Genomic DNA, 14,020 nt, shown 5'->3' on the forward strand with positions numbered 1-14,020 from the left:
ACTTATCACTTAAGTAATATTTATATCCACCAAAGTGCCTACGGCGCAAGCTTCAATCGACGCGTGAAGACTTTTTCAGACCGACTGAAGCACGCCCGTCTTTTGCGTGGCCACACGCAGAAAACCTTGGCGCGCCTGACCCGCCTGTCGCAGAGCGCGATCGGCAGCTATGAGAGCGGGCTGCGGCATTCGAGCCGTTCCCTGCGCAAGCTGGCGCAGGTGTTGAAGGTGGAACTCGAATGGCTGGAGACCGGCAAGGGTCCCATGGAACTGCCCATGGAAAGCTACGACCTGAGCGATACGCTGCCGGCCACCGGCGTCTCGGAGCCCCTGCCCCGCGCCATTGCGCGACGCGGGCGGCCGTTGGCGCCATGGCCCTACGCCACGATCTCGCCCGCCATGCTCGACACGCTCACGGCCGAGGACCGGGTGGCGCTGGAGGCGGTGACACTGGCCTTCATTGAAGCCATGACGGCGCGTCGCGGCGTCAAGCCGCGCGGCCGCAAGGGCTGAGACAAGGGCGGAAGCAGGACAAAAAAAACCCGGCATCGCCGGGTTTTTTCATGCCTGGAAAGATCAGGGCTTGGCGGGCGCCGGGGCCGGCGCGCTTTCGCCACGGATCTTGGCGGCGATGTCGGAGGCCGCTTGCGCCGACGGCACGCCGAAGGCCAGCACGCCACGGTTCAGCGGTTCGCCAATGCGCGGGGCGGCGATCAGTTCACGATCGATCACCAGCGCCAGCATGTTGCCGACGTTCTGGGTGCTGATCTCGGTCAGCTTGCGCGTGCCGGCTTCCGAGAAACGCAGACCAACGAAATTGGCGCCTTGGCGATCCACCAGGGCGGCGGCTTCGGTCAGGTCGGCGCGCGTCAGCACGGGCTGCTGCTGCATGTAGAGCTTGCCGTCGGGCAGGCTGACTTCGACCAGGCCAGGGGCGGCCTGGGTCTGGGCCACGTAGAACTCGACCACCGAGGCGGTGGCGGGCTGCTGCTGCCCGGAGGATTGCTGCTGGCCGGCCGCATCGGGCGTGGCGGCGGCGCCGGATTTGGTCGGGGCGGTCTTGCAACCCGCAAGCGCAAGGGTCATGACCACCAGGGCGGGTGCCAGTTTGCGTAGGGTAAGTTGCATGCTCGTTTCCTTCTTGAGTGGACTGAGGCCGGAGGGCTGACCCCCGGCTGACCGAAAAAGTGTACAGAACCTATATGGCACTGTCTCCGCAGACTGATTCCAAATGTAAAGCGGTACTACCAGCATCGGCAATCCATCGAGGATCGCGCTGCCGCAGCGCAGCATCGACCGTCATTCGCGCGGGGACCGGGCAGGCTCTATACTTCGCTTTCGCGCAGGGGTACTCGTCGCGCCGAACCGGCCCGACGTGTTGAGAGAGTCCCTTCGTACCAGTACGGATAATGCCGATGCTGGGAGCCGTATTCCCGCCATGCCTGCATGGCGGGAGTCCATTCCCGATCGGCTCCAAACCATTCGCTTGGAGCTTTCCATGAACGCCAATCCCAAATTCCTGGCCGCCACCGCCGAAGTCGACGCGGCCGCGGTCGCCCCGTTGCCCAAATCCCGCCGGGTCTACGAAGTCGGTTCCCGTCCCGACATCCGCGTCCCGTTCCGCGAGATCGAGCAGGACGACACGCCCACCATGTTCGGTGGCGAAAAGAACCCGCCGCTGACCGTCTACGATTGCAGCGGCCCCTACACCGACCCCGATGCCAAGATCGACATCCGCCGCGGCCTGCCGGAAGTGCGCCGCGCCTGGATCGACGAGCGCGGCGACACGGAAGTGCTGTCCGGCCCGACCAGCGACTACGGCAAGGAACGCCTGACCGATCCCAAGCTGACGGCCATGCGCTTCGACCTGCAGCGCCCGCCGCGCCGCGCCGTGGCCGGCGCCAACGTCTCGCAGATGCACTACGCGCGCCGCGGCATCATCACGCCCGAAATGGAATACGTGGCGATCCGCGAAAGCCTGCGCCGCGAACACTACCTGCAGACGCTGCGCGACAGCGGTCCGGACGGCGAGAAAATGGTCAAGCGCCTGCTGCGCCAACACCCGGGCCAGTCGTTCGGCGCCGCCATCCCGGCCGCCATCACGCCGGAGTTCGTGCGCGACGAGATCGCGCGCGGCCGCGCCATCATCCCCGCCAACATCAACCACCCGGAAGTCGAGCCGATGGCGATCGGCCGCAATTTCCTGGTCAAGATCAACGCCAACATCGGCAACTCGGCCGTCAGTTCGGGCATCGGCGAGGAAGTCGAGAAGATGACCTGGGCGATCCGCTGGGGCGGCGACACGGTCATGGATCTGTCGACGGGCAAGCACATCCACGAAACGCGTGAATGGATCATCCGCAATTCGCCGGTGCCGATCGGCACGGTGCCGATCTACCAGGCGTTGGAGAAGGTCGACGGCAAGGCCGAGGAACTGACCTGGGAGATCTTCCGCGACACGCTGATCGAGCAGGCCGAACAGGGCGTGGACTACTTCACGATCCACGCCGGCGTGCGCCTGCCGTTCATTCCGATGACGGCGGACCGCATGACGGGCATCGTCTCGCGCGGCGGCTCGATCATGGCCAAGTGGTGTCTGGCGCACCACAAGGAGAGCTTCCTGTACGAGCGCTTCGAGGAAATCTGCGAAATCATGAAGGCCTACGACGTCAGCTTCTCGCTGGGCGACGGCCTGCGCCCGGGCTCGGGCTATGACGCCAACGATGAAGCCCAGTTCGCCGAGCTCAAGACGCTGGGCGAGCTGACGCAGGTGGCCTGGAAGCACGATGTGCAGGTGATGATCGAAGGCCCGGGCCACGTGCCGATGCAGATGATCAAGGAAAACATGGAGCTGCAGCTGGAACACTGCCACGAGGCGCCGTTCTACACGCTGGGCCCCCTGACGACCGACATCGCGCCGGGCTACGACCACATCACCTCGGGCATCGGCGCGGCGCTGATCGGCTGGTACGGCACGGCGATGCTCTGTTACGTGACGCCCAAGGAGCACCTGGGGCTGCCGAACAAGAAGGACGTGAAGGACGGCATCATCACGTACAAGATCGCGGCGCACGCGGCGGACCTGGCCAAGGGCCATCCGGGCGCGGCGATCCGCGACAACGCGCTGTCGAAGGCGCGCTTCGAGTTCCGCTGGGACGACCAGTTCAACCTGGGCCTGGATCCGGACACGGCCAAGGAGTTCCACGACGAGACGCTGCCGAAGGATTCGATGAAGGTGGCGCACTTCTGCTCGATGTGCGGACCGCATTTCTGCAGCATGAAGATCACGCAGGATGTGCGCGACTACGCGGCGTCGCAGGGCGTGAGCGAAAAAGACGCCCTGCAAAAAGGCATGCAGGAGAAGTCGATCGAGTTCGTGAAGAAGGGCGCCGAGGTTTATCACCGGCAGTGATCTTCTGAACGGATTTCGCCTTTGCCGGGCTGGTCGCTGATGGCGGCGGTTTGGTGGACTTGGGGCGATATGAAAGGCCTGGATGCGTTGCTCCAGGCCTTTTTTGTTATCCGTGGTGTTTTTTTGCGGAGTTGGTCTGATCTTGGGTTGCGAGGGTTGGATTCTTGAGACGCCCGGAGCGGTGTCGGTGTGGGCGGTCGCCGGGGATATCTGCGTACTTGGCATTTTTGCGGGGGCCGGGGTATTTTCAAAAGGGCTGGGCATGCCCGCCAAAAGCCGGCCGCGCGGGCGGCCTTTTTTTGGCTTACGCGAGGTCGACGAGTGCCGGGTGGCGCTGCGCGTTTCTCGAAGGCGCTACGAATGGATGGCAATGATCTGCGTGCATCAGGCTTGGAGAAGCGAATAGCTAAGCGCGCGGGATCCCTGGCTTGCAGAGAGCGAACTCGATGGCGAGAGAAAAGAGAGAAAAGGAAGACCGTCGAAAAACCGAAGTCCAAAAGCCGCGCGCCACAGAAACACCGCAAGCCCCACGACTGTTTGGGGGCGGCGCAAGCGCTCGCCACGCGCAAACCAGTACCCACCGCACCGCCCACCACCGCCCCCCAAAGGAGATGGGCGCACCAGAAAACCACTCTGCACCATCGCGCAGCGCACCCAAATCACTTGCAGCGACACAAACGCCCATTGCGGCCGCCCGCGCGGCCGCAATGGGCAGCCCTGCAGGTTTCATGCCCTGCACACAGGTCTAGCAGCGCACCGAGCCAAGACGCACGTAGCCCCTCGGTCGGGCGGACCCGATGGCGGGCAACCTCGATGCGCCCGAGGGAATCCGAAGGGAGCCGAAGGCGGACGAGGATGACAACGGGGAAGTCCGGAGCGAACGCTCCGGACCGCAATCGTGGGCGCCCGCCATCGGGTCCGCCCGGACGAGGGGCGACCTACGAAGCGCCTTCCCCCCCGCCAACAAGCCCCTCTTACAGCAACTTTCCAGGATTCATAATCCCCTTAGGATCCAAAACCCGCTTGATCTCCCGCATCAACCGCAACTCCACCGCATCCTTGCTATGCAGGAAATGCTCCCGCTTGAGCTGCCCGATCCCGTGCTCCGCGCTGATGCTGCCGCCGTAGCGGTTGACCTCGTCCAGGACCGCGTCGGTGATGGCGGCGCCGTGTTCGGCCACCCAGCCGCGATCCGCGCCCGCCGGGCGCGACAGGTTGTAGTGCAGGTTGCCGTCGCCGAAATGGCCGAAGATGAAGGGGCGGATGTCCGGGTACAGCGCGCGCACGCGGGCTTCGGCCGACACCATGAAATCGGGAATGCTCTCGATCGGCAGCGACACATCGTGCTTCAGGTGCGGGCCGTCGGCGCGTTGCGCTTCGGAGATTTCCTCGCGCAGCTTCCATAGCGCCTGCAGCTGCGCCAGCGACGCGGACACGGCCGCGTCCAGGCACAGGCCGCGTTCGAGCGCGGTGCCGATCACGTTTTCCAGCAGCGCGGTCAGGGCCGCTTCGTCGGTGGTGTCGGCCAGCTCGACCAGCACATAGGCGGGGTAGCGCTGATCGAACGGCTCCTGCACGCCGGCGGCGTGCGTCAGGACCAGGTCGAGGCAGTCGCCGGAGAAATACTCGAAGGCCTGCAGGCGCGCGCCGCATTGCTCGAACAGGATCTCGAACAGCTGCAGCGCCTGCGCCGGCGATTCGACCGCGGCCAGCACCACCGAGCGCACGTCGGTGCGCGGGTACAGGCGCAGCGCCACGGCCGTGATGACGCCGAGCGTGCCTTCGGAGCCGATCAGCAGCTGCTTGAGGTCGTAGCCGGTGTTGTCCTTGCGCAGGGTGCGCAGGCCGTTGAAGATCTCGCCGTTGGGCAGCACCGCTTCCAGGCCCAGCACCAGCTCGCGCGCCATGCCGTAGCGCACCACGTTGACGCCGCCGGCGTTGGTGGCGACGTTGCCGCCGATCTGGCTGGAGTCTTCGGCGGCCAGGCTCAACGGCAGCAGGCGGCCGGCGTCCTGCGCGGCGCGGCGCAGATTGCCGAGGATGCAGCCGGCTTCGGCGACCATGGTGTTGGCGACGGTGTCGATGGCGCGCACCGCGTTCATGCGGTCCAGGCTCAGCACGACGTTGACGGGCGCGGCATCGGGCGTGGCGCCGCCGCACAGGCCGGTGTTGCCGCCGCGCGGCACCACCGGCACGCCGGCCTCGTTGCAGAGCGCCAGGCAGGTGGCGACGTCGGCGGTGGTGCGAGGACGGACCACCGCCTGCGCGTGGCCGTTGTACAGGCCGCGCCAGTCGGACAGCCAGGGCGCGATGTCCTCGCTGGCGGTGAAGACGGTGTCGGGGCCGAGGGCCTGGACCAGGCGCTGGGCGATGTCGGTTGGGCTCATGATGTCTGCCTGGAGGCGGGAAAGAGGGAATCGAGGCGCAGGCGGCTGGCCGCCTGGCGCAGGTGGCGTTCGGCCATGAGCCGCGCGCGCGGCGCATCGCTGTCGCGGATGGCCTCGAACACGGCGACGTGTTCGTGGTGCACGGCGTCCGTCATGCCGGCCAGCTGGCGGCTGTTGGCGCGCGCGGTGCTGACAGCCAGGCGCAATTGCAGGTTCAGGTACTGCAGCAGGTCCTGGTAGAACGGATTGTGGGTCGCGGCCGCGATCGCCAGGTGGAAGGCGATGTCGTGCTCGACCCCGTGTTCGGGATGGTGCTGGTGATGTTCCAGGTCGGCCAGGGCGCTAGCCATGGCCTCCAGGTCGGCGGCGTTGCGACGCTCGGCCGCCAGCGCGGCGGCGCCGCCTTCCAGTTCCATGCGCAGTTCGTAGACGCTGGCCAGCTGCTCGCGGCTGACGGCGATGTCGGCGGGCACCTGGAAGCCCTGCGCGCCGGTGCGCGCCAGCACCACGCTGCCCGATCCCTGGCGGCTCTGCACCAGGCCCTGCGCGCGCAGGCGCTCGGTGACCTCGCGGATGACCGCGGCGCTGACGCCGTACTGTTCCGCCAGCACGCGGCCGGCCGGCAGCTTGGCGCCCACGGGATAGACGCCATGGGCGATGTCGCCCGCGATCTGGCGGGCGACCTGTTCGGTCAGGGTGAGGCTCTTGGTCAGCATAGCGGCCGAGTATAGCGCAGACTTTTCAGGTTATCTGATAACTTTGAAGAAACCGGGGAATGTGTCGTGCCTTGGGCTTGCGGCTTGAGGCGCCAGCCCTCAGGCCGTCGCGGCGGCGTCGCCGGTCTCGCGGACTTCGTCCAGATCGGGCGCGCCGGCGACCGCGCAGCGGCGGCCGCCCTGCGCCTTGGCGCGGTACAGCGCCGCGTCGGCCGAATCCAGCACCGACTGCGCCTTGCGGTCGGCGCCGGAAATGATCGAGATGCCGATCGACAATCCCACGCTGACCCGCGTGCCGTCGGCCAGCGTGATCGGCTGGATGGCATCGCGCAGCAGATGGTTGCCCAGGCGCAGCGCGGCGGTGGCGTCGATGCCGGTGGCCAGCACGATGAATTCATCGCCGCCGATGCGGGCCGCGACGTCGTCCACCCGCAGCATGGCGCGCATGCGCTGGGCGATGGTTTTCAGCACATGGTCACCGGCGGCGTGGCCGTGGGTGTCGTTGATGATCTTGAAATCATCCATGTCCATGTAGAACAGCGCGGCGGCGCTGTCCTGCCCGCGCGCGCTGGCGCAGATGCGTTCGAGCGCCGCTTCCAGCCCGGCGCGGTTGGCCAGGCCGGTCAACGCGTCCAGGCTGGCGCGGCGTTCGTTCTCGCGCTCGGCCAGCATGGTGGACACCAGGATGCGGCGCAGCCGCTGCGAGGCGATGCTCATGCTGACCAGGTAGAACGGGATCTGGATGAAGACGATGGCGGTGACGTATTCGCCGGCGAACAGCGCGCCCAGGCACATCGGCCCCAGGCTCAGGAAGATCATCGCGGCCACCAGCCGCGGCGCGCCGTAGTTGCGAAAGCAGATGCCGCCCGCCATGGCGCCGCAGGACACGCCGGCCAGCGTGGCGGCCAGCCAGTCATGGTTGAGGAAGGTGACGAAGACGCCGTAGCCGACGCTGAACGCCCACAGCAGCGCCAGCACGATATAGATGTCGGTATGGGTGTTGCCGCCCCGGGCGGCGTTGCGCAAGGCCGAGCGCAGGATGGTGACCCGCACCACCGCCAGCACGATCTCCAGGGCCAGCCAGGAGATATAGAGCGGCTCGGGCCGGCGCCAGGCGACCACGCCCGAGATCATCAGGGTATTGATGACGCCGCCCGCGAAGATGGGCAGGGTGCCGAACAGACTGGCAATCAGCGCGGCGCGGATGTCCGCAGGCGTGTGCTGCCCGGAATCCGTCAACCATCGGGTCAGCCGCCATTTCGGCAGGCTGAAGCTCAATCCTGTTTCCACTCCGATACGTCCAAAGCTGCCTGCCATGAGAGGAAGGCTGGCTGGCGTTATAGCAGGTATTTCAAACCTTTAATATTGTTCGCACGGATCATGACATGCAGATTTTACGGGGACAGAATATCCACGGGGCGGACGGATCAATGCCCTCGGGCCGCGCAAACCGCGCACTCGGGATCGCGCTGCACGTTGACGCTGCGCCACTGCATGGTGCGCACGTCGAGCCACAGCAGGCGCCCCGACAGGCTCTCGCCCACGCCGGAAAGCAGCTTGAGCGCTTCGGCCGCCTGCATGCTGCCGATGATGCCGACCACCGGGGCGAACACGCCCATGGTGGCGCAATTGGCCTCTTCGACGTCGTCGGCCTCGGGAAACAGGCAGTGATAACAAGGCGCCTCGGGGTCGCGCAGGTCGTAGACGCTGACCTGCCCGTCGAAGCGGATGGCCGCGCCCGACACCAGCGGCTTGCGATGCTGCACGCAGGCGCGGTTGATGGCGTGGCGGGTAGTGAAGTTGTCGGTGCAGTCCAGCACCAGGTCGGCCTGCGCCACGGCGTCCGACAGGGCCTGGCCCTGCAACCGCTCGACGCGGGCATGCACGCGGGTCTGCGGATTGAAGGCGGCCAGCATATCGCGGCCGGACTCGGCCTTGGGCCGGCCGACGCTCGCGGTGGTGTGGAGGATCTGGCGCTGCAGGTTGCTGAGCTCGACGACGTCGTCATCGGCCAGCGTGATGTCGCCGACGCCGGCGGTGGCCAGGTAGAGCGCGGCGGGCGAACCCAGTCCACCCGCCCCTACGATAAGCACACGCGCCGCCAGCAGTCTTTCCTGCCCTTCGATACCCAGCTCGTCGAGCAGGATGTGGCGGGCGTAGCGCAGTAGTTGCTCGTCGTTCATTTGTCCTTGCTGGGCTCGACTCCGGTCGGCGTGATCTTCATGCGCTGGGCGTTGCCGGCGCCGGGCTTGGCGTCAGCCTTGGCCTGGGCGCGGGCCGAGCCCTTCTGCACCGGCTTGCCGGCCAGCAGGTTGATCGCCTGCTGCAGCTGGAAGTCATCCTTGCCGCCGAACTCGAACACCTTGGTCGGCACGTCGACGTTGTCCTGGTCCGAGTTGGACTTCACTTCGTTGGCCGTGCCCGGGTTCGACAGGTGACGCTGCAGGTCGGCTTCGCGCGGCAGGCGGAACAGGTCGCCGTCGGCGGTGTCGGCCACGACGTAGTCGGGCTCGATGCCGGTGGCCTGGATCGAACGGCCGCTGGGCGTGAAGTAACGCGAGGTGGTGAGCTTGACCGCGGTGGTTTCCGACAGCGGCAGGATCACCTGCACCGAGCCCTTGCCGAAGGTGCGGTTGCCCAGCACCTTGGCGCGCTTGTGGTCCTGCAGCGCGCCGGCCACGATCTCGGAAGCCGAGGCCGAACCGACGTTGACCAGCACCACCATCGGCACGGTCTTGGTCCAGGCCGGCAGGCCCGACAGGTAGTTGCTTTCGCCGCGGGCGTATTCCGACGGGGTCGCCAGGTACTTGTGGCGGGCGTCCGGGGTGCGGCCGTCGGTCGACACCACCAGGGCGTCGGCCGGCAGGAACGCGCCGGACACACCGATGGCGCTGGTCAGCAGGCCGCCCGGGTCATTGCGCAGGTCGAGCACCAGGCCCTTGGGGGCTTCCTTGGCGCCCAGGTCCTTGAGCTGCTTGGCCAGGTCGACGCCGGTCTTTTCCTGGAACTGGGCGATGCGCACGTAGGCCACGCCGTTGTCCAGCATCTTGCTGCGCACGCTGCGCACCTTGATGATGTCGCGCACGATCTTGAGCACGATCGGCTGCGGCCGGTCGGCGCGCATGATGGTCAGCGTGATGGGCGACTTGGGCGCGCCGCGCATGAGCTTGACGGCGTCGTTCAGCGACATGCCCTTGGTGGGCGTGTCGTCGATCTTGATGATGAGGTCGCCGGCCATGACGCCCGCGCGCGCGGCGGGGGTGTCTTCGATGGGCGAAATGACCTTGACGAAGCCGTCTTCGGCGCCGACTTCGATGCCCAGGCCGCCGAATTCACCCTGCGTGGCCGTCTGCATTTCGCGGAACGCGTCGGCATCCAGGTAGGCGGAGTGCGGGTCCAGGTTCGACACCATGCCGGAGATGGCGTTGTCGATCAGCGTCTTGTCGTCCACCGACTCGACGTAGTTGTTCTTGATGGCGGCGAAGACGTTGCTCAGTTGCCTGAGTTCATCCAGCGGCAAGGGGCTGCCGCGCTGGGCGACAGCCGTCACGCCCACGCTGAGCAAGACACCTGCCACCGCACCGATGGCAATCAGACCGAAACCGCGAAACTTGCGAGTGCTCATGCACACTTCCCGAATGGTTTTCGCCCTTGAGGGTTTTTGGCTTTACTGGGCCAGCCACTGGGCTGGATCCACAGGAGCGCCGCGATGGCGAATTTCAAAGTATAGGCCGGATTCCACTTGGCCGCCGGTTGCGCCTACCGTAGCAATAGTATCTCCCGCCGCGACGGAATCGCCCACCCGTTTGAGCAGACTTTGGTTGTAAGCATAGACGGTCAAATATTGCTGGCCATGATCCACAATGATGAGATTGCCAAAACCCCTCAGCCAATCGGCATAGACCACCGTGCCAGGGGCCACCACCTTCACCGGCGTGCCTTCGGCCGCGCGCAGCACCACGCCGCGCCAGACGCCGCCATCCGGGCGGTCGACCCCGAAGCGTCCCTGCACCTGGCCCCGCACCGGCGCGGCCAGGCCGTGACGCAGGCCGTTGCCGCCGCCCACCGGGGCGGCGCGCGGAGTCTGCTGGGTCGACGCACTACGGGTTGGAGCGGCTTCTTCCTCGACAGGTTCCGTCTTTTTGGGGGGATCCGCGGGTTTTGTCGCGGGCGGCGTCTCGGCCGGGCCGGTCAGGCGCGGATGGCGGGTGTCGGCCGGGCGCAGGCCGGCGGCGTCCGGATCGGCCACGACCACCGGGCCGCGGCCTTGGCGCGACGCGGCCTCGACCTGTTCGCGCGCCTCGGCGGCCTCGCGGGCCTCGCGCGCGTTGCGGTCGCGGCGGGCGTTGTCGGCCGTGGCCTTGTCGGCCGCCGCCTTGCGGTCGGCCTCGGCTTTCTTGCGGGCTTCCTCGGCGCGGCGATCGGCTTCGGCCTTCTTGCGCGCCTCTTCGGCGCGCCGGGCTTCCTCGGCCTTGCGCGCTTCCTCGGCGCGACGCCGCGCTTCCTCGGCCTTGCGGGCCTCTTCGGCCTGCTTGACGATGGCCGCGTCCAGGTCGGTGATCAGGCGCGACAGGCGCTGGTCGTCACGCCCCAGCTTGTTGGCTTCGGCGCGCTGGGCGGCGATCTGGCCTTCCAGCTGCGCCAGCAGGGTGCCGCGCTCTTTCTGCTGGGCGACCAGGGCGGCCTTCTGCTCGGAGGTTTCGGCCACCAGCTTCTCGATCTCGGCGCGGCGGGCGTCGGCGCGGCCCTGCAGGGCCGCCAGGCGGTCGATGTCGGCGCGCAGCGCCTCGACGGCGCGGGCGCGGGCCTGGGACACGTAATCGAGGTAGCCCAGGTTGCGGCCCAGCACCTGGGGATCGTCGCCGGACAGCAGCGCGGTCCAGGGCGACAGGCCGCTGGTGTACTGGGTGCGCAGCTGGTCGGCCAGCTCGACCCGGCGCTTGACCAGCACGGCCTGCTGGGCCGTGATCTGCTTTTCCAGGCCGGACAGGTCGGTGGTCGCCTGGCGGCTGGACTCGGCCAGTTCCTTCAGGCGCAGATTGATGCGGGAAATCGCCGATTCCGACTGCTTCAAGGCGTCGGCGGCTTCCTTGCGGGCGGCCTCGCGCGTATCGATGTCCTTTTGCAGATTCTCGATACGGTCGCGCAGCTGCGCCTGCTGTTTCTCGGCTTCGGACTGGCGGCCGGCGAGATCGTTGGGCGCGGCGCCCGCCGGCAGCGCCCCGCCGGCCAGCATGACCGCCAACAACCACCCCGCCATGCGCACCATGGATATCAGTCCTTCTTAGCCTTGCCCTGGGCCGCGACCGCGGCCATGGCCGCCTCGATCTCGGCGGCATCGCCGAGATAATAGTGGCGGATCGGACGCAGGTCATCATCCAATTCATACACCAGCGGCTGGCCAGTGGGGATGTTCAGGTTGACGATGTCGTCGTCCGAGACGTTGTCCAGGTGCTTGATGAGGGCGCGCAGGCTGTTGCCGTGGGCGGCGATCAGCACCTTGCGGCCGGCGCGGATGGCCGGGGCGATGGACTCGTTCCAGAACGGCAGCACGCGCGCCACGGTGTCCTTCAGGCACTCGGTGGCCGGCAGCTGGTCGGCCGGGATCTTGGCGTAGCGGCTGTCGAAGCGCGGGTGACGCTCGTCGTCCAGCGCCAGGGGTTCCGGCGCGATGGCGTAGGCGCGGCGCCAGACCAGCACCTGCTCGTCGCCGTACTTGGCGGCGGTCTCGGCCTTGTTCAGGCCCTGCAGGGCGCCATAGTGGCGCTCGTTCAGGCGCCAGTTCACGCCCACCGGGGTGTACATGGCATCCATGGCGTCCAGGGCGATCCACAGGGTGCGGATGGCGCGCTTGAGCACCGACGAGTAGGCCAGATCGAAGGTGTAGCCTTCTTTCTTGAGCAATTCGCCCGCCTTGCGGGCCTGTTCACGGCCGGTTTCGGTCAGGTCGACGTCAGTCCAGCCGGTGAAACGGTTTTCCAGATTCCACTGGCTTTCGCCGTGGCGCATCAGAACGAGTTTATGCATGGTTTGGCACGCTTGTAACGCGGGTTAAAGTTGCGGAATGCGCTCATTTTATAATTGAGCGATTTTGCCCTTGATTTTGCCCCGGCGCACCCGTGAATTTGGCGGCGCGGCGCTTCAGGGTTCGCCCTTACCAGGCTAGACGCCGCCCTTCAGGATGCCCCGTGGACCTTCTGCAATTCTTGCTCGATAAAAACAACATCTTCATTGTCGCCGTAACCGTCGTTTCCGGCGTCATGCTGGCCATTCCCGCCCTGCGCAAGGGCCGCACCGGCTCGGCCGTCAGCACCACGGAAGCCATCCAGATGGTCAACCAGCGCCAGGCCGTGTGGGTCGACGTGCGCCCCGCCGAACAGTTCCAGGCCGGCCACATCGCCCAGGCCCGCAGCGTCCCGGCCGCCGATCTGGAACAGAAGGCCGCCTCGCTGCCCAAGAACAAGCCGCTGGTCGTGGTTTGCGACAATGGCCGTGATTCCGCCCGCGCCGCCGCCAAGCTGCGCGCGCAGGGCTTCGCCGACGTGGTGCCGCTCGATGGCGGCATGCGCGCCTGGCTGGCCGCCAGCCTGCCGGTCACCCAGAAGGGTTGAACGCGGGCGACGCGCCCCCATCTTATCGACAGAATCCGCCTGGAGCGCCTATGAATAAAGTTGTCATGTACAGCAAGGACTATTGTCCCTACTGCGCCCGCGCCAAGGCGCTGCTGGAGCAGCGCGGCGTGACCGACCTGGAGATCATCCAGATCGACCGCGAGCCCGGCCAGCGCGATCGCATGATCGAACGCACCGGCCGGCGCACGGTACCGCAGATCTTCATCGGCGATACCCACGTCGGCGGTTGCGACGACCTGATGGCGCTGGACCGCTCGGGCGGCCTGACCCCATTGCTCAACGGCTAACGCCCCTTTTTGCCCCTCCCACCAACGGAAACACTCATGGCTGATCAAGACCAAAACACCCAGCAAGAAGGCGGCAACGACGCGCCCTCGTTCAATCTGCAGCGCGTCTACCTGAAAGACCTTTCGCTGGAAATGCCGAACGCGCCCCACGTCTTCCTGGAGCAAGAAGCGCCCCAGGTTGAAGTGAGCATCACCGTGGGCGGCCAGCGCCTGGCCGAAACCGTGTTCGAGACCACGGTCACCGTCACCGTCACCACCCGCATCAACGACAAGGTCGTGTACCTGGTCGAGGGCACCCAGGCCGGCATCTTCGAAGCCGCCAACATCCCCGAAGAGCAGCTCGATCCGCTGCTGGGCATTGTCTGCCCGACGATGCTGTACCCGTACCTGCGCGCCAACATCGCCGACGCGATCACCCGCACCTCGATGCCGCCGCTGCACCTGACCGAAGTCAACTTCCAGGCCCTGTACGAACAGCGCCTGGCGGAACTGCAACAGCAGCAAAGCAACGCCAACGGCAATGGCAGCGACTCGGGCATCATCCTGCCCGCCAGCGCCACCCGCCAATAAGGCAGACCGCGGCGCC

The 14,020-nt window shown here is 66.7% G+C and carries 13 protein-coding genes; 5 read left to right on the top strand and 8 right to left on the bottom strand.

Going from position 1 to position 14,020, the window contains the following annotated elements:
• The first annotated feature begins 63 nt into the window (after positions 1 to 63).
• Complete coding sequence (locus H0523_RS04285) at positions 64 to 513, top strand: helix-turn-helix domain-containing protein (RefSeq protein WP_050813108.1); 450 nt, start codon at positions 64 to 66, stop codon at positions 511 to 513.
• A gap of 63 nt (positions 514 to 576) precedes the next feature.
• On the opposite strand, the gene H0523_RS04290 is transcribed toward H0523_RS04285, so the two are convergent.
• Entirely contained in the window at positions 577 to 1,128 is a 552-nt protein-coding gene (locus H0523_RS04290) for a SecDF P1 head subdomain-containing protein (protein WP_054429336.1), read from the bottom strand.
• 370 nt (positions 1,129 to 1,498) lie between these two features.
• Here H0523_RS04290 and thiC point away from each other — a divergent pair, with 370 nt between their 5' ends.
• Positions 1,499 to 3,412 (top strand): phosphomethylpyrimidine synthase ThiC, encoded by a 1,914-nt coding sequence (gene thiC, locus H0523_RS04295; RefSeq protein WP_054429335.1) that lies wholly within the window; start codon positions 1,499 to 1,501, stop codon positions 3,410 to 3,412.
• Between the two features lie 974 nt (positions 3,413 to 4,386).
• On the opposite strand, the gene H0523_RS04300 is transcribed toward thiC, so the two are convergent.
• From H0523_RS04300 to gpmA, 7 genes are all read right to left on the bottom strand, one after another.
• Positions 4,387 to 5,799 (bottom strand): FAD-binding oxidoreductase, encoded by a 1,413-nt coding sequence (locus H0523_RS04300; RefSeq protein WP_054429334.1) that lies wholly within the window; start codon positions 5,797 to 5,799, stop codon positions 4,387 to 4,389.
• Entirely contained in the window at positions 5,796 to 6,515 is a 720-nt protein-coding gene (locus H0523_RS04305; protein WP_054429333.1) for a FadR/GntR family transcriptional regulator, read from the bottom strand. Before H0523_RS04305 ends, H0523_RS04300 begins: the two co-directional genes overlap by 4 nt.
• A gap of 99 nt (positions 6,516 to 6,614) precedes the next feature.
• Positions 6,615 to 7,793 (bottom strand): GGDEF domain-containing protein, encoded by a 1,179-nt coding sequence (locus H0523_RS04310; protein WP_082404352.1) that lies wholly within the window; start codon positions 7,791 to 7,793, stop codon positions 6,615 to 6,617.
• Between the two features lie 149 nt (positions 7,794 to 7,942).
• Positions 7,943 to 8,698, bottom strand: coding sequence for a HesA/MoeB/ThiF family protein (locus H0523_RS04315; protein ID WP_054429331.1), 756 nt, complete (start codon positions 8,696 to 8,698; stop codon positions 7,943 to 7,945).
• Positions 8,695 to 10,140: a S41 family peptidase gene (locus H0523_RS04320; protein ID WP_054429330.1), complete on the bottom strand. Its 1,446-nt coding sequence runs from the start codon at positions 10,138 to 10,140 to the stop codon at positions 8,695 to 8,697. The genes H0523_RS04315 and H0523_RS04320 overlap by 4 nt, the downstream gene beginning before the upstream one ends.
• A gap of 42 nt (positions 10,141 to 10,182) precedes the next feature.
• Positions 10,183 to 11,784 (bottom strand): murein hydrolase activator EnvC family protein, encoded by a 1,602-nt coding sequence (locus H0523_RS04325; RefSeq protein WP_082404351.1) that lies wholly within the window; start codon positions 11,782 to 11,784, stop codon positions 10,183 to 10,185.
• A 5-nt stretch (positions 11,785 to 11,789) separates the two neighbouring features.
• Entirely contained in the window at positions 11,790 to 12,542 is a 753-nt protein-coding gene (gene gpmA, locus H0523_RS04330; protein WP_035359662.1) for a 2,3-diphosphoglycerate-dependent phosphoglycerate mutase, read from the bottom strand.
• A gap of 161 nt (positions 12,543 to 12,703) precedes the next feature.
• On the opposite strand from gpmA, the gene H0523_RS04335 reads away from it, so the two are divergent.
• From H0523_RS04335 to secB, 3 genes are read left to right on the top strand one after another with little or no spacing between them, the layout of a single operon-like run.
• Positions 12,704 to 13,126 carry a rhodanese-like domain-containing protein gene (locus H0523_RS04335; protein ID WP_006391754.1) on the top strand — a complete coding sequence of 141 codons (423 nt, stop codon included), beginning with the start codon at positions 12,704 to 12,706 and terminating at the stop codon, positions 13,124 to 13,126.
• A gap of 50 nt (positions 13,127 to 13,176) precedes the next feature.
• Positions 13,177 to 13,434: a glutaredoxin 3 gene (gene grxC / locus H0523_RS04340; protein ID WP_006391755.1), complete on the top strand. Its 258-nt coding sequence runs from the start codon at positions 13,177 to 13,179 to the stop codon at positions 13,432 to 13,434.
• A gap of 36 nt (positions 13,435 to 13,470) precedes the next feature.
• Complete coding sequence (gene secB / locus H0523_RS04345) at positions 13,471 to 14,004, top strand: protein-export chaperone SecB (RefSeq protein ID WP_006391756.1); 534 nt, start codon at positions 13,471 to 13,473, stop codon at positions 14,002 to 14,004.
• Positions 14,005 to 14,020 lie beyond the last annotated feature (16 nt).

The sequence above is a fragment of the Achromobacter insuavis genome, assembly GCF_902859645.1.
Taxonomy (GTDB): domain Bacteria; phylum Pseudomonadota; class Gammaproteobacteria; order Burkholderiales; family Burkholderiaceae_B; genus Achromobacter; species Achromobacter insuavis.

Coding starts and splice junctions, on each gene's coding strand:
- gpmA (WP_035359662.1), bottom strand. CDS start 12,542: ATGCATAAACTCGTTCTGATGCGCCACGGCGAAAGCCAGTGGAATCTG.
- grxC (WP_006391755.1), top strand. CDS start 13,177: ATGAATAAAGTTGTCATGTACAGCAAGGACTATTGTCCCTACTGCGCC.
- H0523_RS04320 (WP_054429330.1), bottom strand. CDS start 10,140: ATGAGCACTCGCAAGTTTCGCGGTTTCGGTCTGATTGCCATCGGTGCG.
- H0523_RS04325 (WP_082404351.1), bottom strand. CDS start 11,784: ATGGTGCGCATGGCGGGGTGGTTGTTGGCGGTCATGCTGGCCGGCGGG.
- H0523_RS04305 (WP_054429333.1), bottom strand. CDS start 6,515: ATGCTGACCAAGAGCCTCACCCTGACCGAACAGGTCGCCCGCCAGATC.
- H0523_RS04290 (WP_054429336.1), bottom strand. CDS start 1,128: ATGCAACTTACCCTACGCAAACTGGCACCCGCCCTGGTGGTCATGACC.
- thiC (WP_054429335.1), top strand. CDS start 1,499: ATGAACGCCAATCCCAAATTCCTGGCCGCCACCGCCGAAGTCGACGCG.
- H0523_RS04300 (WP_054429334.1), bottom strand. CDS start 5,799: ATGAGCCCAACCGACATCGCCCAGCGCCTGGTCCAGGCCCTCGGCCCC.
- H0523_RS04315 (WP_054429331.1), bottom strand. CDS start 8,698: ATGAACGACGAGCAACTACTGCGCTACGCCCGCCACATCCTGCTCGAC.
- secB (WP_006391756.1), top strand. CDS start 13,471: ATGGCTGATCAAGACCAAAACACCCAGCAAGAAGGCGGCAACGACGCG.